19 protein-coding genes are annotated in these 20,258 nt (G+C 39.7%); 14 read left to right on the top strand and 5 right to left on the bottom strand.

Annotated features, from left to right (window positions below):
• Positions 1–9 precede the first annotated feature (9 nt).
• From OB69_RS05655 to OB69_RS05630, 6 genes are all read left to right on the top strand, one after another.
• Positions 10–873, top strand: coding sequence for a DivIVA domain-containing protein (locus OB69_RS05655; RefSeq protein ID WP_053222738.1), 864 nt, complete (start codon positions 10–12; stop codon positions 871–873).
• A 3-nt stretch (positions 874–876) separates the two neighbouring features.
• Positions 877–1,242 carry a dihydroneopterin aldolase gene (gene folB / locus OB69_RS05650; RefSeq protein ID WP_262501303.1) on the top strand — a complete coding sequence of 122 codons (366 nt, stop codon included), beginning with the start codon at positions 877–879 and terminating at the stop codon, positions 1,240–1,242.
• A gap of 607 nt (positions 1,243–1,849) precedes the next feature.
• Positions 1,850–3,736, top strand: coding sequence for an IGHMBP2 family helicase (locus OB69_RS05645; protein ID WP_071426731.1), 1,887 nt, complete (start codon positions 1,850–1,852; stop codon positions 3,734–3,736).
• Between the two features lie 112 nt (positions 3,737–3,848).
• Entirely contained in the window at positions 3,849–4,847 is a 999-nt protein-coding gene (locus tag OB69_RS05640) for a hypothetical protein (RefSeq protein WP_053222737.1), read from the top strand.
• 137 nt (positions 4,848–4,984) lie between these two features.
• Positions 4,985–5,926: a DUF4097 family beta strand repeat-containing protein gene (locus OB69_RS05635; protein WP_053222736.1), complete on the top strand. Its 942-nt coding sequence runs from the start codon at positions 4,985–4,987 to the stop codon at positions 5,924–5,926.
• A gap of 162 nt (positions 5,927–6,088) precedes the next feature.
• Complete coding sequence (locus OB69_RS05630; RefSeq protein WP_053222735.1) at positions 6,089–8,455, top strand: ABC transporter permease; 2,367 nt, start codon at positions 6,089–6,091, stop codon at positions 8,453–8,455.
• Positions 8,456–8,563: 108 nt separating this feature from the next.
• Here OB69_RS05630 and OB69_RS05625 read toward each other — a convergent pair whose 3' ends face one another.
• The 4 genes from OB69_RS05625 to OB69_RS05610 form a co-directional block, all read right to left on the bottom strand.
• Entirely contained in the window at positions 8,564–9,151 is a 588-nt protein-coding gene (locus OB69_RS05625) for a hypothetical protein (protein ID WP_053222734.1), read from the bottom strand.
• A 133-nt stretch (positions 9,152–9,284) separates the two neighbouring features.
• Positions 9,285–11,504, bottom strand: coding sequence for an alpha/beta hydrolase (locus tag OB69_RS05620; RefSeq protein WP_157608497.1), 2,220 nt, complete (start codon positions 11,502–11,504; stop codon positions 9,285–9,287).
• A 146-nt stretch (positions 11,505–11,650) separates the two neighbouring features.
• Complete coding sequence (locus OB69_RS05615) at positions 11,651–12,268, bottom strand: IMPACT family protein (protein ID WP_053222732.1); 618 nt, start codon at positions 12,266–12,268, stop codon at positions 11,651–11,653.
• 71 nt (positions 12,269–12,339) lie between these two features.
• Positions 12,340–13,047, bottom strand: coding sequence for a cyanophycinase (locus tag OB69_RS05610; protein ID WP_053222731.1), 708 nt, complete (start codon positions 13,045–13,047; stop codon positions 12,340–12,342).
• Between OB69_RS05610 and OB69_RS18565 the strand changes: the two genes are divergently transcribed.
• On the top strand, positions 13,046–13,195 hold the full coding sequence (locus OB69_RS18565; protein ID WP_157608496.1) for a hypothetical protein: 150 nt from the start codon (positions 13,046–13,048) through the stop codon (positions 13,193–13,195). The two genes, OB69_RS05610 and OB69_RS18565, sit on opposite strands and share 2 nt — an antisense overlap.
• 76 nt (positions 13,196–13,271) lie before the next feature.
• On the opposite strand, the gene OB69_RS05605 is transcribed toward OB69_RS18565, so the two are convergent.
• Positions 13,272–14,942, bottom strand: a complete 1,671-nt coding sequence (locus OB69_RS05605) for a M61 family metallopeptidase (RefSeq protein WP_053222730.1) — start codon at positions 14,940–14,942, stop codon at positions 13,272–13,274.
• A gap of 212 nt (positions 14,943–15,154) precedes the next feature.
• On the opposite strand from OB69_RS05605, the gene rpmH reads away from it, so the two are divergent.
• The 7 genes from rpmH to OB69_RS05575 all read left to right on the top strand — a co-directional run bounded on the left by rpmH (position 15,155) and on the right by OB69_RS05575 (position 20,124).
• Entirely contained in the window at positions 15,155–15,313 is a 159-nt protein-coding gene (gene rpmH / locus OB69_RS18430) for a 50S ribosomal protein L34 (RefSeq protein WP_062299350.1), read from the top strand.
• Positions 15,314–15,372: 59 nt separating this feature from the next.
• Positions 15,373–15,750: a ribonuclease P protein component gene (gene rnpA / locus OB69_RS05600; RefSeq protein ID WP_053222729.1), complete on the top strand. Its 378-nt coding sequence runs from the start codon at positions 15,373–15,375 to the stop codon at positions 15,748–15,750.
• A gap of 163 nt (positions 15,751–15,913) precedes the next feature.
• The gene (locus tag OB69_RS05595) at positions 15,914–16,210 is read left to right on the top strand and encodes a YtxH domain-containing protein (RefSeq protein ID WP_053222728.1); all 297 of its coding nucleotides are present in this window, start codon (positions 15,914–15,916) and stop codon (positions 16,208–16,210) included.
• A gap of 162 nt (positions 16,211–16,372) precedes the next feature.
• Positions 16,373–18,028 carry a S41 family peptidase gene (locus OB69_RS05590; protein WP_053222970.1) on the top strand — a complete coding sequence of 552 codons (1,656 nt, stop codon included), beginning with the start codon at positions 16,373–16,375 and terminating at the stop codon, positions 18,026–18,028.
• A 36-nt stretch (positions 18,029–18,064) separates the two neighbouring features.
• On the top strand, positions 18,065–18,880 hold the full coding sequence (locus tag OB69_RS05585; RefSeq protein ID WP_053222727.1) for a sulfite exporter TauE/SafE family protein: 816 nt from the start codon (positions 18,065–18,067) through the stop codon (positions 18,878–18,880).
• 33 nt (positions 18,881–18,913) lie between these two features.
• Positions 18,914–19,600, top strand: coding sequence for a tRNA (adenosine(37)-N6)-threonylcarbamoyltransferase complex dimerization subunit type 1 TsaB (gene tsaB / locus OB69_RS05580; protein ID WP_053222726.1), 687 nt, complete (start codon positions 18,914–18,916; stop codon positions 19,598–19,600).
• Positions 19,600–20,124 (top strand): DUF2480 family protein, encoded by a 525-nt coding sequence (locus OB69_RS05575; protein WP_053222725.1) that lies wholly within the window; start codon positions 19,600–19,602, stop codon positions 20,122–20,124. Before tsaB ends, OB69_RS05575 begins: the two co-directional genes overlap by 1 nt.
• Positions 20,125–20,258 lie beyond the last annotated feature (134 nt).

Raw genomic sequence — 20,258 nt, 5'->3', positions numbered from 1 at the left:
TTCCAAACAATGAACATTACACCCTTAGAAATTAGGCAAAAGGTTTTCGAAAAGAATTTTCGCGGTTACGATAAAGATGAAGTAACTGCTTTTCTAACATCCCTGTCGGTGGAGTGGGAGAAACTTCAAGACCAAACTAAGGAGCTAAAATATAAATTGGAGGCTGCTGAAAAAGAAGTGCAGAAGCTTCGCGAAGTGGAAAATTCACTCTTCAAAACCCTAAAAACGGCAGAAGACACAGGCGCCAACATGATAGAGCATGCCACCAAAACGGCTGAACTACACATGAAGGAAACTGAAATGAAAGCCGATGCTTTAATGAGCGAAGCCAAAAGTAGAGCTAAAAATATTATTGAAGACGCTGAGAACAGAGCCAGTGAAATTGTAGAAGACATGGAGGATGAAATCCGACAGTTGGAACAAGTGTTCAAGAGCCTGAGCGCCAATAAAAATTCAATGATGGCGGAGTTAAAAATGTTAACTTCTGATATACTCGAGAAGATTAAGAGACACGAGGAATTTCCGGCAGACATTAAACCGATTTTAAAGGAGGCTAAAAAATTTAGTAGAGAGGTAAATGAAAGCCCGCGAAGCTTCGGAGGTGAAGAAAAACCAGTAAATGAAACAATGGCGGCCAAAGCTCCTGAAAAAGCAGCTGAGGTAGTTATAGAGGAGGTTGAAGAAGAACCGATTGATGAAAATTTGTCTAATCTAGATTTGGCTGATGTTTCGGAAGATTTTGAAGAAGAGGCCAACGAATCTGCAGAGGGTTTTCTTGGTGCTAATGTTTATCAAGATGAAACACCTAAAAATGCTGCTGCGCCAGCCCCCACAGAAGATAAGAAAGGCTCATTTTTCGACCGAAACGATTAAGCTGTGAATACCGATAAAGTAGCCTTAGAGGGCATGGAGTTCTATGCCTATCATGGTTTTTATGAGGAAGAACGCAAAATCGGGAATCGTTATTCTGTGGATATAGAGGTGACTACCAACTTTGAGAAGGCGGCTCAGCAAGATGATTTATCTGGTACCGTTGACTACGTTCAGCTTTATGAGATTGTCAAAAACAGGATGGCCACTCCAGCCAAACTACTTGAAAAACTAGGCCAAGAAATTATTGATGGCATTTTTGAACGATTTTCATCAGTTTCAGAAGTGAAAGTAAGCGTAGCCAAACACAATCCGCCTTTTGGCGGTATCTGCGCCAAATCAAAAGTTACTTTGGAAAGAGCAAGAAGCTAGTAGTTTAGCCAGTATGAAGTAAATTCCCCTCGTTTCCGTCATTGCGAACCTGCTAATGTTTATCGAAGTGAATAAATAAACGTGAAGCAATCTCACAGTTTTTAATGAAGAGACTGCTTCGTTACAGCCTATTGCTAACGCATGGCCTGCGTCTCGCAGTGACGATCCTATTTTACGTTTTGCGTTTCTTCGTGCCCTCTGCGGTTAAAACCTCTCCGACATTGCGAACCTGCTAATGTTTATCGAAGTGAATAAATAAACGTGAAGCAATCTCACAGTTTTTAATGAAGAGACTGCTTCGTTACAGCCCATTGCTAACGCATGGCCTGCGTCTCGCAGTGACGATCCTATTTTACGTTTTGCGTTTCTTCGTGCCCTTTGCGGTTAAAACCTCTCCGACATTGTAAACCTGCTAATGTTTATCGAAGTGAATAAATAAACGTGAAGCAATCTCACAGTTTTTAATGAAGAGACTGCTTCGTTACAGCCCATTGCTAACGCATGGCCTGAGTTTCGCAGTGACCATTCTATTTAAACTTTGCTATGCTTTGTGCCCTCTGTGGTTAAATCAGCTAACTTTACCCTCCCAAACAAAACGCTTATCCTTTTGACCGAAGCCCAAAAATCCATTCAACATCTGATACAATTATTAAAGGTTGAAAAAGATGAAGATTACGCTCAATATGAGCGAAAAATGCTCAATACATCCATCGAAGAACGTAGAAGACAAGGCGTAACCTGGTACCCTGTGCAGTTGATGAATCGCTACATAGGAACTGGCGAACGCTATACGTTAGAACTTGATCGCACTACACATTTAGATCAAAATCACTCTTTTCAGGTGGGAGCGGTAGTCAGTGTTTTTTCGGGTCATGGAAATGAAGCCGAAGCGGTTTCTGGTGTAATTAGTTTTCTGAGGCGGGAAAAAATGCGTGTGGCCTTGAACGTAAGCGATCTTCCAGATTGGTTGAAGCAAGGGAAAATCGGGGTCAACTTACTTTTTGATGAAGGCTCTTACCGCGAGATGAATCGTGCTTTGGAGTTAGTGCTTAAAGCCGAAACAGGTAGAGTAGCGGACTTACGAGAAGTAATATATGGCGCTAAACCTGCAGAATTCAAATCGGGCTTTGAATATCAGTCGGTAAACCTAAACGCCAAACAAAACGAAGCGCTTACCAATATTTTTCATGCGCGCGATGTAGCTATTATTCACGGCCCTCCAGGTACGGGAAAAACCACTACTTTGGTTAATGCCATAAAAGAAGTAGTGAAAACCGAGCGGCAAGTATTGGTTTGCGCACAAAGTAATGCAGCTGTGGATTTGATCGTAGAGAAACTCGATAATCTCGGTTTAGATGTGTTACGCTTAGGGCATCCTGCCCGATTAACTCCAGAAGTAATTGAGAATAGTTTGGATGTGAAAATTTCCAAACACAACTATTTTAAAGAATTAAGAGAGGTAAGAAAGAAGTCGGAAGAATACAGAAAGCTAGGAACTAAGTATAAACGCCAGTTCGGGCGAGAGGAAAAACTTCAGCGTGATTTACTCATGAAAGAATCACGTTTGCTTCGCCAAGATGCCGATAGAATTGAATCGCAAATTACAGAAGACCTGATGGGGCGGGCAGAAGTGGTGGCTTGTACTTTGGTTGGGTCTACGCACCCTTTAGTGCGCGATCGGGTTTTTAAATCTGTATTCATTGATGAGGCCAGTCAAGCGCTAGAGCCGGCCTGTTGGATTCCAATTCTGAAATCCTACCGCGTAATTATGGCGGGAGATCACTTACAATTGCCTCCCACAGTGAAATCACTTCAAGCTGGAAAAGATGGTTTGGAAGAAACGCTTTTCAAAAAGGCGATAGAACGCACAAAAAGTGATGTAATGTTGGAAACCCAATACCGAATGCATCCGCACATCATGAAATTCTCCAGCGACTATTTTTATGAAGGCAAATTGGAAGTAGCGCCAGAAATTTTGCTTCGAGACAGTGAGTTGGAAGGAGCGAGGTTTGAGTTTATCGATACCGCTGGTTGTGGTTTTTCGGAAAAAGTGAAGAAGGAAACGCTTAGCACTTATAACGAAGAAGAAGCAAAACTCGTCATACAGCTTTTGAGTAAGTCGGTTACAGAAGGACAACGTATCGGAATTATTGCGCCTTATAAGGCACAAATCGAGTTACTTCGCGATTTACTTCATGCCGAAGAATTACTAGATCCATTTAAAGAAGATATTTCGGTCAATACGGTAGATGCTTTTCAAGGCCAAGAGCGCGATGTGATTTTCATCAGTTTGGTTCGCTCTAATGATAAAAACGAAATCGGATTTTTGAAGGAGTACCGCAGAATGAACGTAGCCATCACTCGAGCCAAATCAAAGTTGGTAGTAGTAGGCGATTCGGCCACTTTGGGAAAGGATACTTTCTATAATGCTGTGCTTGATTACGTGCAAAGCATCGGTGGCTACAGAAGTGCCTTTGAATTTCTTTACGATTAAGGGTTGAAATACATATTTTGGTTTTTTATTCTAATGTTTGGTCAGAATAATAATATGTAGAATTGTTTAATGTTCTATATTTATAGAATCAACCAAATCTAAAACCAAAACCATGGAACCAGAAAAACCATCTACTGACATTCCAATACCCCAAAACGAAACCCTCAAAGGCTCAATTTATCATGAATGCCGAATAATGTTCGACTATGTTTTGAAGAATGGCAAGCAAATCGATGTGCAACAGGTAGCACCATTAGAACAAGATGAGAAGACTTTAGATAGTGCTACATTAATAGGAGTCTATAACTATTTGGCCGAACAGGTGAAGCCTGCTTTGCCCGGTACTTTAATTTTGTTTGCTAAGAATAAAGCTTCCATCAACCGCTTTAAGTTTTTAGGTCCTTTGCCCATTGTAAGGCAGTTTATGGTGCTCTGTATTCTTTCGCTGATATCCCTCATTCTCACCAGTTTGTCTGGGTTAGTGAGCATCGATAACATTCAAATGAGCATGTTACAAGGCGAGGGCTGGAGTCAGGCTGTACGATTTTTATTTCTAATGTCTGCGGCAAGTGTAGGGGCAGGCTTTTATGCCTTGTTTGAAATGAACAATTACATCAGCGCAGGCACCTTCGATACCAAGTATTCATCAACTTATTGGTCAAGATATGTACTGGGAATTGTAGCTGGTATTTTACTTTCAGAGTTATTCGTAGTGTTTATTGGGCCAAATGAGCAAACCAAGGATTCAACAATGGCATTAGATTCAGCTACTTATTTACTGAAACCAATTTTGGCCATTTTGGGTGGTTTTTCTGCTAGCTTGGCTTACCGAATTTTAAACCGATTGATTTCTGCGGTTGAATCTATTTTTACAGGATCAGCCAATCAAATGATCGCTCAAAAAAAGCAAGAGTTCGATTTGCAAAATCAGGCCAATGAGCAACAACTAAAGACAACTTCGGCACAAAATCTTTTGGCTTTAAAAGCCACTTTAATCGCTAATAAAGTACCTCAAAGTGTTTTAGATCAGGTGGACGCGGCCTTAGGGCAAATTATAACGGTGCCACCAACTCCTGCTCCTACACCAGTGGCTCCGGCTCCTGCCAAGTAATTAACTCAAAATATACAGGTCAATGTAGAATGAGATCGCTCAAAAGGGTGGTCTCATTTTTTTTTTGAATCATTTTTTTAATCTCGTGCAACCCCACATATAAGTAGGTAGTCTTTCGGAAAACTCAAACAACAAACATGATGAAATCACTTAAAATCTCAATTTTAGCTTTTTTGGCTTTAGTATTTACTACAGCGGCTTATGGTCAAGAAAGAATCACTAAAACTTTTTCAGGAATTGAAAATGTTAACCTTTCTACCGCTTCAGGAAATGGAACCATAAAAAGAAGCGACAATAATGAAGTTACCGTTACTGTGGAATACACTTTCGATGAAGATATTTATAAGCCCATTTTCGAGCAAAACGGATCTTCTTTAAGAGTGGAAGAGAAATTTGAAAGAAGCCGTTGGAACAGAGGGTACGCCAGATGGACTTTGGAGGTTCCGAATGGAATTGACTTGAATTTCAAAACAGGCTCTGGAAACATTGAAGTTTCGGGCGTGAACATTAACGTAACGGCCAAGTCTGGTTCAGGCAATATAAACATCAGCGATTTGGAGGGTACAGTTTCTTCAAATACTGGTTCTGGCAATCTCGAATTTTCAAATATCAAAGGCACCCACAATGGAAATACAGGCTCTGGAAACATTAGAGTCGACAGGTCTGAAGGTGATTCTGACATGAATACTGGTTCTGGAAATGTTCGATTAAGAGATGTTTCGGGGGTATTTAAAATGAGTTCGGGTAGCGGTAATGTGATTGTAGAAGGTGCTGCGATCAAAGGTGCTTCTCGCTTTAGCACAGGTTCTGGTAATGTAGAGGTTGAACTTTCTTCGGCTTTAGATTATGATTTAACTCTTGGAACAGGATCGGGAAATGCTACACTGGATTTCAATGGTAGCCAAATTGCTGGTGAATTTATTATGGAAGCTTCTTCTAAAAACAGCATTCAAGCACCTTTTAGCTTCGATAGAATTTCTGAAAAAGGAAGACGCTACGTGAAAGAAGCCAAAGTAGGAAACAAAAACATATTAGTTAAAATTAGCTCAGGCTCAGGTAGAGCTGCAGTGAGGGACTAATATCAAATTATTTGAATCAACAATCTGATAATAAGGGTTGTTGATTCAATTCTTATTTTAATTGCCTTGGTTGGGCGATTTTCAAAAAAGTTAGAGACCAAGTGTAACGCTCACTTACTTTTTAAGTCTTTAAACAAACATTACCTCAAAACAACGGTCAAAATGCTCAAAAACTTCATTTTGGTTACCCTGCGCAATTTGCGTAGGAATAGCCTCTACTCATTTATTAATATTTCTGGTCTTTCAATTGGTATTGCCTGTAGCATTCTCATTCTACTTTGGGTGAAAAACCAAACCTCGTTCAATAAATTCATTCCTAAAGCAGATCGCCTTTATCAGGTTTGGGTCAATGCCGATTTCAACGGAACCATCAATAGTTGGAATTCTGTGCCATTGCCTACCTATGAGGCCATGAAAAATGCGGACGCTAATATTGTTAATTCGGCAGTTACTGGTTGGGGAGGCAATAGGCTTTTGACTGTAGGCGAAACCCGTTTAATGCAGCGTGGCTATTTCGCTAGTAATGAATTTCTAGAAATGTTCGAATTCCCAATGGTCATGGGTGATCGCACTGAGGTTTTGGATGAACCTGCTTCTATAGTAATTTCAGAAAAGCTGTCGGACCTGCTATTTAAAGGTGCAGACCCAATTGGAGAATTAGTGCGTTTAGACGATGCCAGTACATTAAAAGTAACTGGGGTGTTTAAAGATGTACCTCAAAATTCGTCCTTTCAATTCGATTACATTATTCCATGGAAACATAGAGAAGCCATAGAAGAATGGGTAAGGAATAATACAACCAACTGGGGAAACTATTCTTTTCAGGTATATGTGGAACTGACAGACGCTGCTTCTGAAGATAAAGTGGAGGCCAGTATTAAAGATATTCTCACCGAAAACGGACAAGACGACATGCCCCGTGCGTTTTTTCTTCACCCAATGTTGCGCTGGAGGTTACACACAAGTTTCGAAAATGGGAAAGAATCTGGTGGAATGCACGAATACGTGACTTTGTTTACGGTGATCGCATTGTTCATCATTATTATCGCTTGCATTAACTTCATGAATTTGGCTACTGCTCGTTCCGAAAGAAGAGCAAAAGAAGTTGGGGTGCGGAAAAGCTTGGGTTCCACCCGATCGCAACTGATTTTTCAGTTTTATGGAGAATCGCTTGTTATTTCATTGATCTCCTTCGTGTTGGCGCTTTTCTTAGTGCAATTGGCCTTGCCTGCTTATAACAATTTGGTCGACCTGAAACTTTCAATCGATTATGCTTCTTCAGAGTTTTGGCTTTTTGCATTGGCCATAATATTTCTTACCGGTGTGATTTCAGGAAGTTACCCCTCCTTATATTTATCTTCTTTCAACCCTGTTAAAACCTTAAAAGGGAAAGTAAATATTGGGAAGAATGCCAACACACCACGAAAGGTTTTGGTAATGCTGCAGTTTGGTTTTGCGGTAATTTTGGTCATCAGCACCATTGTAATTGTAAAACAGATTGACTTGGCAAAGAATAGAGATTTGGGCTACAATCAAGAAGGGCTAATTACCGTGCCTTATACCGATGCCCTAGCAGAAAATTATGATGTGCTGAAAAATGATTTGTTGGCCTCTGGAGTTGTGGAGTCCATTACACGTTCAAATAGTGATGTAACAAGTATAAATTCTAACAACTTTTTAGGTTGGCCGGGAAAACCAGAAAGTCAAAGGGTGATTTTTGTAACCATTGCTACGGAATATGATTATGCAAAAACCATAGGTGCCGAAATGCTTTATGGAAGAGATTTCTCAAAAGAATTTGCTTCAGATTCTAGCGCCATTATCGTTAATAAAGCAGCACTTGATTTGATGGAGCTTGAAGATCCTATTGGAACACAATTAGATTTATGGGGTGGAAAAAGAACCTTGATTGGGGTAATTGACAATGTATTAATGGGTTCGCCTTATGATGAGGTGCGGCCATTGTTCATGGTAATGGATCCTGAATGGATTAGCGCCATAACTGTTCGGTTAAGTGCCACCAATGATTTATCAGGAACGATGAATACAGTGCAAGAGATTTTTGAAAAGCACAACCCTGCCTACCCATTTGAATCACGTTTTGTAGATGTAGATTTTGAAAGAAAGTATACGGAAATCAACCTCACAAGAGAGCTTTCTATGCTTTTTGCGGGTCTCACAATTTTCATCACAGGCCTTGGTCTTTTCGGATTGGCTTCCTACACTGCCGAACAGCGCATTAAAGAAATTGGAATCAGAAAGGTTTTAGGTGCTTCGGTGGGTAATTTAGTTGGATTGATGTCTATCGACTTTGCTAAGCTTGTGCTTATTGCTTTTGCTGTAGCGGCTCCTGTTGCTTATTTCTTGCTCGATAGTTATTTGCAGCGCTATCCAATTCGAACTTCAATTGATTGGTGGATTTTTGTATTGACCGGAGTGGTGGCCTTGTTGTTTGCTTTGGCAGTAGTCATTAACCAAGCCAGAAGAGCAGCTTTGGCAAACCCAGTAAAATCATTGAGGAGTGAGTAAGCTAATGAGAGAATGAGTGAATTAATAAAAGAAGGAAATAGTGAATTAATGTTGGAATGAGAAGAGAAGTGAAGGAATGGGTTAAGGTGTAAAACCGAATCTGTTCCTTTATTTCTTTCTCTTTTTTGGAGGTTTGCATTCCTTGCAAAAATCAGCGAATGACTCAATTTCGAGCAACACTTTCTTATGTTCTATTTTTAACAATTCTAAATCCTTACCAAACTCTGTGGATTTTAACATTCTAGAGTTTTCAGCATCCATTTCTAGCTGAAGTTTTTTAAGAATAGGTTGATAAAAGCTGATATCGGAGAAAGCACCTTTGTTTTCATAAATCTCCTTTCTAAACTTCCTGGAGTAGAGTTCGGTTAAGTCAAAGCTATATTGCCCAAACTCCACTAGTTGGTTTGCAATAGTTGAATCGGGAGCTATAATTGCACCTAAGTCTCTATTGAAAGTAGTACTCACTTTATCGTTGAAGTTCTTCTTAAACATAAAAGCATAAGAACTCATCTGAAAAGAAAAATCGATATTCGTACCAGGGAATAACGTGTAACCACTCAGTTGATTATTGATTTCTGTTTCTGGCGATTTAAAATCTGTTAACTTCAACTTATACTCTGGGCTCCACTCTATTACATTTTGACTAAAGCCTAGATTCAGGATTAGCATAAACCCTAGGGTTAAGATTAATTTCATGTTGAAATCAGGTTATATTATTTGGGCGAATTTAATTCATTTCCCCAACTCATTAACTGCCTGATATATTAATTTCTCCATTCTTTCCTTAACCCCCTAGTTCATTTATCCCTTAAACCATTCATTCATTCTTTCATTTATCCCTGTAACCAATATTATCCACTGCAATTACGCCTTTAGACGATTGATCGAAAACCAGCCTTAAGCTGCTCCATTCAAAATTACCGAGGTCGGAGAATTCGGAGAACGGAATTTCGAAAGTTTCCATGGCCAGTTCCCAATTATTACCAAAGCTGACGTTCATTGCCTTAAACTTCATGTATTTGACCTTAATCTTTGGTGCTATTTTTTTATGTTCCGAAAGGGTAGTAGAAACCATATCTCCATTTTGGCTGAAAAGCTCAATGGTGAAATTCAGTTCATCATTATCTTCCATTTTGATTTTGCTATCATCGGCCCGGGCAAATGAGAATAGCAAAGTGGAAGTGGAGTCAAGCGACACTGGTTCATTGAAGCTAAGTGTATAGCTCTTTTCAACAGTAGAAGAATCATTGTTCCAACCAATAATGGCTGCGTTGGTGCCTTGCAAACCATTGTCTCGCATTTTTAAATCTTGCTCGTACCAAACGTCTAAGTTTTGAGCCGAAATAGTAGCGATATTATTCTTGGTCGTAGTAACAACAATGTCTTCTTCATAGTCAACCAAAATCTGGTTTTCCGAAGCCTCAAAATTGTTGACATAAACGACTTCGGGCAACCAGTCTTTCGCAGTCGCACTATTATTAAATAGCGGAGCGTATTCAGTTTTTTGGTTGAAAACATATTCTGTGAACGCGCCAATATAGGTTTTAGCAATTTGACGTTGTTCTTCACCCGTCATGAGCGGTGCCGTATTCATAAACCAGCTGGAAGTTCCTCCAAAATCATGTCTTCCCCAAATGGAGTTGAACTGACCATGATTGGCCTGGTTTGCATATAAACCTGCCTTTATACGATGAATAGAATCCGTGTAGCTAATGCGTTGGTACTGACGAAGTCCAAAGAAACTGGCTTCATCGGCATCATAAGCGCCTTGAATTGAAAGGAAGTTAATGTTTTCTAAGTCCAACCTTCTAAAATAGCGGGCATCGGTAGGGGCAATGGCAACAATACCTTGAATTCTAAAATTGAAATCGAATTCAACCAAAGCGTTATCTGGGAAGTGACTCAGTTTGTTGTAAGCCGCAGCAATCGAAACGGCTTCTCCACCGCGTGAATGACCCATAAGGATGATATTATCCATGTCGATTTTTTCGAAAAAATCAGAATCCTCATCACTGTTCCAGGCCCTCCATTGGCTGAGGTGTTTCAAAAGCAACCATGCCCTGGCTGGCATTTCTTTCCCTCCAAAATCACCCGACCAGGTGCCGTTGATGAAATTCTCATCTACAGAAACCGTGATAAATCCTTTGCTGGCCAATAATTCACCCAAATAAGCATAACCAGGGTCTGAGTAATGTTCCATGCCATGGTTTCCGTGAACGATTAAAACCAGAGGCAGCTTACCTTTCTTTTTCGGCATCCATGTGCGGCCATTGATGGGAAATTCCTTCATTCCAAAACCCCAATAACGCTCTCTCCATTTCGCTTTTTTTCCTTTCCACTCTGGAATTATGAGCGAAGCATCAACCGTTTCTGTTTTGTATTTTACTTCTTCCGCATATTCTGGCCTGCGCTCATCTGTTCCGTTTCCGTAAGTGAAGTAGTCGAAATGATAAGTACCTTTTTCTCCCGGGTTGTTAATTCCCATTTCTGAAAGTAAAGGAGCTTTGGTTTGCTCAAAGTCTATAGGGTGCGGGTTCGATCCTTCGTCCATCAATAAACAGACAGGATAAGCAATGATGACCAGTGCAATTATGACGAATAGGCTATAAAGTCCTTTGTTTCTAGTGCCTCGAATGAGGTTCATTAATGAACCCGCCAAAAGCACCATGGCGAAAATGGCAATGATCAATGAATTTTGCACCAAGACTCCAGGCCAGCTAAAACGCATGTAATCGGCCAAGTGAAAAGTAAGTAGGGTGGCTAAAATCAAAGAAACAGCAATGGTCGGTATTCCTTTCACCACTAAGTGTAAGGCTGAGCCCACCCATCGGAAAAGGTAGAATCCTAAAACACCAGCAATGATGTAGACTGGAATTTGCAGGTAAGGCGATATTCCATTTCTGAAAAATAGTCCTCCAATAACCATGAACGACAGTGAAAGTAGGAGTAATCCGTAGAAAGCGCCTTTAATAAAGAGTTGGGTTTGAGATAGGTTTGAGCCTTTTGGTAATTGATTTACTGACCGTAATCGATTGAAGAAGGATGCCATTCGCTAAATTTTAAAGTCTAAGGTTGTCGTGTTCTGGGTTAAGCGGTTTGAAAAAATAGGCTTAAAACGAACTTAAAACTTAATATAAGTGATTGACTTTATTGTGCTTAGCGAAAAGCTGTAAGCGGTATTGAGGGAAGGGGTTTTTAATTGTTTGAGGTCAATTTAATGTCATGACTCAAATCTTGAAGTAATTCGACCTTGCTTTCAAAAACTTCGACCTTACTTAAAAGTACTTCCACTGCCATACTACAAGTAATTTCAAAGGTCTGATTGGTGATTTCTAAATCCAGCTCTTTTACCAAGCGTTGCACCTCGTTCATTTCTTCATAGGGAAAATCAAGAGTGAAACTTTGAGTGATAGGTTTCTCGATGATCTCATTTAGATCGAGCGCTTCGGCAGTAGCAATTTTATAAGCACTGATCAATCCACCAACCCCTAATTTGGTGCCGCCAAAGTAGCGTACGACTACCACCAAGGTATTGGTAAGCTCCTTCGATTTTATTTGTCCAAGAATGGGGTCTCCAGCGGAATGGTTAGGCTCTCCATCGTCATTGGCACGGTAGTGTTCTCCATTTACACCATATATATAGGCATAGCAATGGTGGCGTGCATCGTAATACTGTTTGCGGAGGGCTTCTAAGTTTTCCTTCACTTCTTCTTCGTTCCGAACGGGAAAAGCAAAAGCCAAGAATTTGCTGCCTTTTTCTTTATAAAGCGCTTCTGAGGTTTTGGAAATGGTTTTGTAATAATCGGCACTCATGCCCAAAACTAGCAATAGATTTTTGGTCTGCTTTACAAAGTGACTAAAAAGAGAGTTTGAGCTTAAGAAAATTAGTTCAGGCTAAACTCGTCTCCGTCTAAATAGATGCTCAAGTTGATATCCTTTGCACCCAACTTAGAGCCTTGTAACTGAGCGGCCTGGCCTTTCGCATCAAACACTAATACTTGAGAAAGACCGACCACTTTAACCTTGTTTCCCGAAACCACAATGGCTGTGGATTCATCAATGCCAATACATTTAAGATTCGGATTTTCCATAGTCAGGCTGAGTAAGCGATTAAAGCGACTGCGTACAACAAAGTGCTGATCTATGATGGCATTTTTAATAAAGCCGAGCCCATCAGCCAAATCCGTATTTCCCTGTTCTATTACTTTGAATCCGCTATCGTCAGGGCGCAAAAGTTGCGTGCCCGTAATCATTTTTTCGCTCATCACGGCTGCCCCAGCACTAGTGCCAGCAATCATATTCCCGTTGTTAAAGCTTTCCCAAATGGCTTTTTCTATTTCCGTACCGGCCACTACACCCATAAAACGGTTTTGACTTCCGCCAGGAATGTAAATTAGTTTTGCGTTCCGAACTGAATCTAGTTGGGCTTTAGTAGGCGTTTCGCCTTCAATAAAGTTAATGGCGCCTACGGCCGAAATTCCATTATCTGTAAATTGCTTTTTCCCTGATTCAATTGCGCGGTCGGGCAATGTGGTGGCCATGGGTAAAACCAAGGCATAACCTCCTTCGCGAATCCCAGATTCATCAATCATGCTATTAATTAGTGAGGCAGGTCTTGAACCACCACCAATAATAAAGAGCTTTCCGCCAGAGTATGCAGATTCAGGTTTAGAGGATGTTTCTGTTTTGGAGCAAGCCCCAAGCGCAGCAATGAATAAACCAAAGAATAATATTGAGTAAGCTTTTTTAATAAGAATGAAAGGTAGAATTATCCTAGATGCATAACAATCAATCCTTTACCAACGGTTTGTTGTGCTTATTCCCCCAGCCATCGTGTTAGTTCGCTATTCCCTTTGATTTCCTCTACTTGGTAAATGGAAAAATAATTCTCGCCATTGGGGTTAAGTTCTGCTTTCAATTTTCTTCCAAAGCGGTTGACTTCAATTTCTATATTATTTTCACTTTTGAATAAATCGGGGCTGTAATTTAAAACTTCATCTTTCAAACTCAGTACTTGCTCTGCCGGAGAATTTGCCGCAATCGCATCAATAAAATACCGACCTTCTTGTTCTGCTAGCTTCAATCCATAGATTTTCTCTTCTGGTTTTTCAGCAGGTTTTAGATTGAAACTCAATCCAAACTGAGGAAACAATACTTTCAATTCCTTTTCAAGAGGGGAGGTGCCAGAAACGTAATTCTCAAAGTAATACTGAAGAGAGTCTCCGTAAACTTCCTCACATACATTTTGGTAATCTTGGTAAATGTACCCTGCTTGGTTCTTCCCAAACTTTTGCCACATCAAGCGCATTACATCATCCAAACTCCTTTGGTGTCCGGAACGCAATCGAATCTTCAAATCGAGAATCAAAGCCAATAAAGCACCTTCATTATATATAGATACTTTTCTTCCGGGTACGCCTTTCTCATAACCGTCTAGCCATAAGTCGAACGATGAACTTGCCACGGACATGTTGTTTCTGCCTTCATTGAGGTAATGTCGCTCCAGTAGTTTGTTCAGCTCTCCAAGGTATTCTTTGAGATTAAAAACGCCACTTCGTTTTAAAAATAAGTCACCATAATAGGTAGTCACACCTTCAGTGACAAAACCAGTTTCATGATAATTTTCATGCTGAAAATCGTAAGGTGTCATTTCTTTAGGTCGAAGTCTAATCACATTCCATGTATGGAAGAGTTCATGGCTGCTTACGCCCAAAAACTCTTTATAGAGAGGTCGGTCTTTTAATTCTTCCGCAGGGCCAGTCGTAATCATGGTAGAATTCCAGTGCTCAACTCCGTGGTAATGTTTGTAGGGCAAACACTGATAAATGAAATGGTAATCTGGTGAAGGGAATTCACCCATTACTTCAATTTGAAGCTCTGTGAACTTGTGGAAGTCCCGAATCACTTCATCATCTGTTCTTGGCAATTCGCCAATAATCCATAAATAGAATGTAGTCGAAGAAACTTGATATTCAATTTTTCGGATCTTTTTGGCTGCCACCAGTGGGCTATCTACTAAATGATAGAAGCTGTCTGTCTCAAATTTCCGAACCCCTGTTTGCGTCAAGCCCGTAGCAAATTGGTAATCCACTGGTACATGAATTTCTACTTCGCATTTGTCATTTAATTGGTCTTCAGCATAAATCAAGCAATTGATAAAGTTCAGGTAAAGTTGCTCATCGTCAAGCCATGAATTACCCGCATCCATCTGAAATGCATAATAGCTGTATTTTACTTCAACTGTTTTTGAAGAACCTGCTGCAACACGCCATTGGTCTTTTGTTACTTTCTCGCAGCTTAACTCAATACAATTTTCATTATAAGCTTTCAGGTTAAGAATATGCTTCGCGAAGTTTTGAATGGTGTAGCGCCCCGGTCGCCATGAGGGTAAGAATAGATTCAGTTCTTTGCTATTAACATTACTCAGGCTGAGTGCGATGTCAATAATATGCCGATTAGGGTTGGTGTATGAGATTGAATATTGCATAGCCGAAAGATAAAGCACCTAAATATAATATCAATTTGAACCTAGATTTACTTTACTACATCGGTGTGAATAGCGATGGAATCGCTAATTTTGCCCCTTGAGAAGCGAATTAGCATTAATGTCAAACAATTTAAAACTGACGTTGGCAAATCAAAAAAAGCTACCTATCTTTGCATTCCTTTTTGGAACAGATCAAAAGAATTTAAAATATAATGAAAAGAACATTCCAACCTTCGCAGAGAAAAAGAAAGAACAAGCACGGCTTCAGAGCAAGAATGGAATCGGCTAATGGTAGACGCGTTTTAGCTAGCAGAAGAGCTAAAGGCAGACATAAGCTGACTGTTTCTGACGAGAAAAAGGGCAAGAGGTAATCTTTTCCTAGGTTGAGGTTTTGTTCATTTAGAACCTCTAAGTCATAGAAACTACCAAATTGACATACAACTTCCCGAAAGAGGAAAGATTGCATAGCAAAAAACTAATTCAGGAGCTTTTTGAAAAAGGCTCCTCTTTTTATTTGTACCCTTTTAAGGTAATGTATTTGCCTTATTCTCCCGAAAAACCTGTCAATCAATTTTTGGTTTCCGTAGCTAAGCGAAGATTCAAAAATGCTGTTGATAGAAATCTAATTAAACGCAGGGTAAAAGAGGCCTATCGTTTAAATAAACACCTTCTTTTTCAAGCCAAAGATCAGCCAACGCCTTCTTTATTGATAGGGCTGGTATATACGGGTAAGGAAATCCACGACTCCAAAATGATCGATTTCAGAATGAAGAAATTGATTACTCAACTCGCTAAAATACACATTTAGTGCGCTAAACTCCCCAGTGGTGTAGAGGTATATACACACTTGATTTTATTTTTTGGTTTAAAATCGGTGTTTAATCGGCTTGAGTGAGCTTTTTAAGTATTGGTACGTTATTCTCTATATAGTTAAGCGAAAATCAATTACACTTAACTTAAATTTTTAGAACATGAATAATACAGCAAAAATAATAACGGGAGTAGTAGCAGGTGCAGCAGCAGGATTAATTACAGGTGTTTTGATGGCGCCAGATAGCGGAAAGAAAACACGCAAAAAGATTGCAAAAGGAACTAAGGAGCTGGCTTCGTCTGCCAATGAAGCAATATCTGAACAAGTAGATAAAGCAAAAGAGAAGTACGCTGAAACTTTAGAAACAGCAAAAGGAAAGTATAACGCTTCTCTTGAAACTGCCGCGGAGAAAACAAAAAATGGTGTAGATAAAGCAAGCAAAGCACTTCACGCCTAATTGATCAAGATTTTAAATACACATATAAAACCTTAGCCATTCGCTTGGGTTTTTTTATGCTTTCTAGTCGCTAAGCTATATATTGAGGCATTCAGCCGAATAAGTAATTAGAATAAACAAGAGTAGCATTCCTCCGTTGTAATGCAAATTAACAAACAGTGTATGGCAAAGGTCAAGTTTAAGAAAGGGTATCTGGCACTTTCAGCAGTGATGATTTTCGGTCTGTGGTCATTTACCGCCCCACAGAACGATAAATATTTCGAGATCCTTAAAAACCTCGACATTTTCGCCACCATGTTTAAGGAGGTGAATGCTAAATATGTAGATGACATCAATCCCAATACTTTTATGAGAAATGGAATTGATGGTATGCTGTCCAAACTTGATCCCTATACTAATTATTATTCTGAAGATGAGATTGAAGATGTGCGCACCGAAAACACAGGTGAATATGGCGGTATAGGCGCGCAAGTGGTTTTTTTAGATGGAAAAGTGATGATTGTTATGCCAGATAAAGGCTTTTCTGCCGATAAAGCAGGCCTAAAACGTGGTGATGAAATCATATCAATCGATGGTCTGGATGTAAAGGGGAAATTCGATCGGGCTAGTGAATACATTAAAGGACAGGCTTCAAAAAAGGTAGCTATTGAGGTGCTCCGCGAAAATGTGGGTAAACTCAGTTTTACTGTCGGTTTGGAAAAAATAGACTTGCCAAATGTTCCTTATTTTGGAATGGTCAGTATCGATGTTGGGCTTATTAAACAAACAGGCTTTACTCCTGATGCATCGAAAGAAGTTAAAGCTGCCTTAAGGGAATTGAAGAAACAAGGGGCTTCTAAAATCATCTTGGACTTGCGAGGTAATCCTGGCGGTCTACTAAGCGAAGCGGTAAATATTTCTAATATATTCATTCCGAAAGGTGAATTGGTAGTTACAACAAAAGGTAAACTCGAGGAAACTAACGCAACCTATAAAACACTAAATACCTCAACGGATGAAGAAATTCCTTTGGTGGTTTTAACTTCAAGCATGAGTGCTTCGGCAGCTGAAATTGTTGCTGGGGTAATGCAAGATTATGACAGAGGAGTGGTGATTGGTCAAAAATCTTATGGAAAAGGCCTAGTTCAGCAAACCTTACCGCTTTCATACAATTCCCAAATGAAAGTTACAATTGCAAAATACTACACACCTAGCGGTAGGTGTATACAGGCACTTGACTACACACATCGAAATGAAGACGGAAGCGTGGGTAAGGTAGCAGACTCGCTAAAAACCCTTTTTCGTACAAAAAATGGGAGGCCAGTGTATGATGGCGGAGGGATTGATCCTGATATTTTGGTAGATAGAAAGGACTACGCTCCAGTTACCAAAGGTATTCTTTCAGAAAATTTGTTACTCAAATTTGGAAATGCCTACGCGGTAAAACTTGATTCCATAACCAGTATTAAAGATTTTAAAATTACCGACCAGATCTTTAATGATTTTAAACACTGGGCATCTAGTCAAGAATTCGATTATTCTAGCCCTTTAGAAATCCAACTTAGAAAACTTAAGGAAGTAGCTGAAGAAACAGGAGGACTGGAAAATATCAGTGCTGAACTTTCGGCTTTAGAGGCTAAAATGGCTCACAGTAGATCCAACGATATCGAGCTGGCAAAAACAGAAATTAAACAATTGCTAAAAGAGGAATTTGTCATGAGAACATACTTAGAAGAAGGGCGTCTTCTCGCTTCTTTTGAAAATGACCTCGATCTTAGTAAGGCACTTGAGTTGCTTTCAAACCAAAGCTTGTACGAAAGAACCTTGGCAGGAAACTAACTTTAAATAAATCACCTCTTATTATATCCCCACTGAATGATTGAATTTATACTCCTGTTTTTAATGGGGTTGCTGGGCGGCTTTTTGGCCGGCCTTATCGGAGTTGGCGGAGGAGTCATGTACATTCTTGTGTTACCGTATGTCTTAGTGAATATGGGGTATCCAGATTCCGAAATAGTTCAGTTTACCATTGCTAATTCTTTAGTCGGAACCATGTTTGCTGCGTTATCAGGAAATGTAGCGCTTATCATAAAGAAGGAATTCTTTTGGAAGGAAGTTTTGATAGTCGGGTTCTTCGGTACAGTCATCTCACTTTTGGTTTTACAGTTCATTGTTCAAACGGATTGGTATCAGCGCGATAAATTCAATATGGTTATTATTCTACTGATGTCTTTTATCGTGTTCCGAACACTAAAGAGCAATCGTACTTCTGATAGTGAGAATAAGGAAAAGAAGTCAACAAACGGGCAACTTGGAGTAACCGGGGCTTTGGCAGGAAGTATATCTGCCTTGTCGGGGCTTGGTGGGGGAGTTGTAATTATTCCAATTCTTAACTTACGCTTGAAGCAAAGTATGAGAAAAGCCAAGTCTATCTCCCTTGGTGTAATATTTATTACTTCGATGGTAATGACGATCTCAAATTTAATAGCACAACCAACCGTAAATATTGAAGGGCAAAATATAGGGTATGTGGTTTGGCCTTTGGTACTTGTACTGTCTTTTGGTGTGGTCACCGGTTCTCCTTATGGAGTAAGAATTGCCAGAAAGCTTTCCAATCGAACCATCAGTTATATCTTTGTGTCGTTTTTAGGAGTAGTAATTATTGATAAGTTGATTCAACTTCTCTCCTGAAAAACACTTTATAATCACTTTATCTAAGAATCCGTGCCGAAAATTTTAAGCATAGAAACGTCTACAACCGTATGTTCAGTAGCTTTAACTACTGATGGAAACACTTTGGCGAGTCAGAAACTGTTTCTTGAAAAATCTCACTCCACTCTACTAACAGTGGTTATTGAGCAAATAATGAAACAAGTCGGAATGGAAATGTCCGAGTTGGATGCAATAGCCGTCTCGAAGGGCCCAGGTTCATATACTGGGTTACGAATTGGAGTTTCAACCGCTAAAGGACTTTGTTACGCTTTAGATAAACCGCTTATAGCTGTCAATACATTGTTGGCAATGGCCAATGAAGTGAATCGTCAAAATCACAGCGGAGCATTGCTATGCCCAATGATTGACGCCAGAAGAATGGAGGTGTACACGGCTTTGTATGATGGGAAACTCAATGAGTTGAAAAAAACTTCCGCTAAAATTCTTGAAGAAAACTCTTTTCATGAAACGCTGATGCAAAATCAAATGTTGTTCTTCGGAAATGGAGCTGGAAAGTTCAAGGACTTAAAAAATAATGTGTCGAATGCCGTTTTTATAGAGAACATAACACCTTCCGCCTGGAGCGTAGGGATGTTAGCAAACCAAGCATTTCTCAAAGGTGATTTCGAAGATGTGGCTTATTTCGAGCCATTCTACTTAAAAGACTTTGTGGCAACCAAACCAAAAAGAGTTTTATAATGGAAGAAAAAGAAATTGTTAATCGCGTAACAAATAGTTCAATCGTCACCATCGACCTTGAGGATTACTATCATAAAGGAGAAAGAGTGAGGTATGATATTGCCCAACACCTCTTTCAAGGATTAATTTTAAAAGAGAAGGATTTTAGAGTCTTTGTTAAAGATCATGATTGGTCTTTATATAAAGGGAAAAATATCGCGTTGTTTTGTTCTGAAGACGCAATCGTACCTACTTGGGCCTACATGTTATTGACAACAAGACTTCAGCCATACGCCAACAAAGTCGTATTTGGAGGCCTTGATGTACTTGAGTATGCCCTTTTCAAAGAAGCGCTTTCAAAAATTAATCTTGAAGAATTGAAAAGTCGTCCCGTAGTGGTAAAAGGTTGTGGTGATTTACCGATCCCAGAATCTGCTTTTATAGAACTTACTACTTTACTTCAGCCAGTAGTTAGGTCACTCATGTACGGAGAGGCATGTAGTAGTGTACCATTGTGGAAGTTTTCTCGGGTTGTTTCTAGTTGAGGTTAAGGGAGTTATAAAATACTTAAAAAAATAGTGATAAATCGTTAGGAAAGGGGTGAATAAGGGTGCTACATTTGCATCCCGTTTAAGCGGAACGGAGGTTATTTGAAGAGATGGAGAGTAGGTTGAATTAG

Origin of the sequence: Roseivirga seohaensis subsp. aquiponti, from assembly GCF_001267955.1 — a bacterium.
Lineage (GTDB): Bacteria > Bacteroidota > Bacteroidia > Cytophagales > Cyclobacteriaceae > Roseivirga > Roseivirga seohaensis.
Note: the sequence above shows the minus strand (reverse complement) of the source record. Positions and strands in the feature narration are given on the sequence as shown.

Excerpts from the sequence above, each read along its gene's own strand:
- OB69_RS05655 (WP_053222738.1), top strand. The coding sequence starts at position 10 with ATGAACATTACACCCTTAGAAATTAGGCAAAAGGTTTTCGAAAAGAAT.
- OB69_RS05615 (WP_053222732.1), bottom strand. The coding sequence starts at position 12,268 with ATGAGTGCCGATTATTACAAAACCATTTCCAAAACCTCAGAAGCGCTT.
- OB69_RS05625 (WP_053222734.1), bottom strand. The coding sequence starts at position 9,151 with ATGAAATTAATCTTAACCCTAGGGTTTATGCTAATCCTGAATCTAGGC.
- OB69_RS05635 (WP_053222736.1), top strand. The coding sequence starts at position 4,985 with ATGATGAAATCACTTAAAATCTCAATTTTAGCTTTTTTGGCTTTAGTA.
- OB69_RS05590 (WP_053222970.1), top strand. The coding sequence starts at position 16,373 with ATGGCAAAGGTCAAGTTTAAGAAAGGGTATCTGGCACTTTCAGCAGTG.
- rpmH (WP_062299350.1), top strand. The coding sequence starts at position 15,155 with ATGAAAAGAACATTCCAACCTTCGCAGAGAAAAAGAAAGAACAAGCAC.
- OB69_RS05620 (WP_157608497.1), bottom strand. The coding sequence starts at position 11,504 with ATGGCATCCTTCTTCAATCGATTACGGTCAGTAAATCAATTACCAAAA.
- OB69_RS05605 (WP_053222730.1), bottom strand. The coding sequence starts at position 14,942 with ATGCAATATTCAATCTCATACACCAACCCTAATCGGCATATTATTGAC.
- OB69_RS05575 (WP_053222725.1), top strand. The coding sequence starts at position 19,600 with ATGGAAGAAAAAGAAATTGTTAATCGCGTAACAAATAGTTCAATCGTC.
- OB69_RS05585 (WP_053222727.1), top strand. The coding sequence starts at position 18,065 with ATGATTGAATTTATACTCCTGTTTTTAATGGGGTTGCTGGGCGGCTTT.
- OB69_RS05630 (WP_053222735.1), top strand. The coding sequence starts at position 6,089 with ATGCTCAAAAACTTCATTTTGGTTACCCTGCGCAATTTGCGTAGGAAT.
- OB69_RS05640 (WP_053222737.1), top strand. The coding sequence starts at position 3,849 with ATGGAACCAGAAAAACCATCTACTGACATTCCAATACCCCAAAACGAA.
- OB69_RS18565 (WP_157608496.1), top strand. The coding sequence starts at position 13,046 with ATGCTATTAATTAGTGAGGCAGGTCTTGAACCACCACCAATAATAAAG.
- OB69_RS05610 (WP_053222731.1), bottom strand. The coding sequence starts at position 13,047 with ATGATTGATGAATCTGGGATTCGCGAAGGAGGTTATGCCTTGGTTTTA.
- OB69_RS05595 (WP_053222728.1), top strand. The coding sequence starts at position 15,914 with ATGAATAATACAGCAAAAATAATAACGGGAGTAGTAGCAGGTGCAGCA.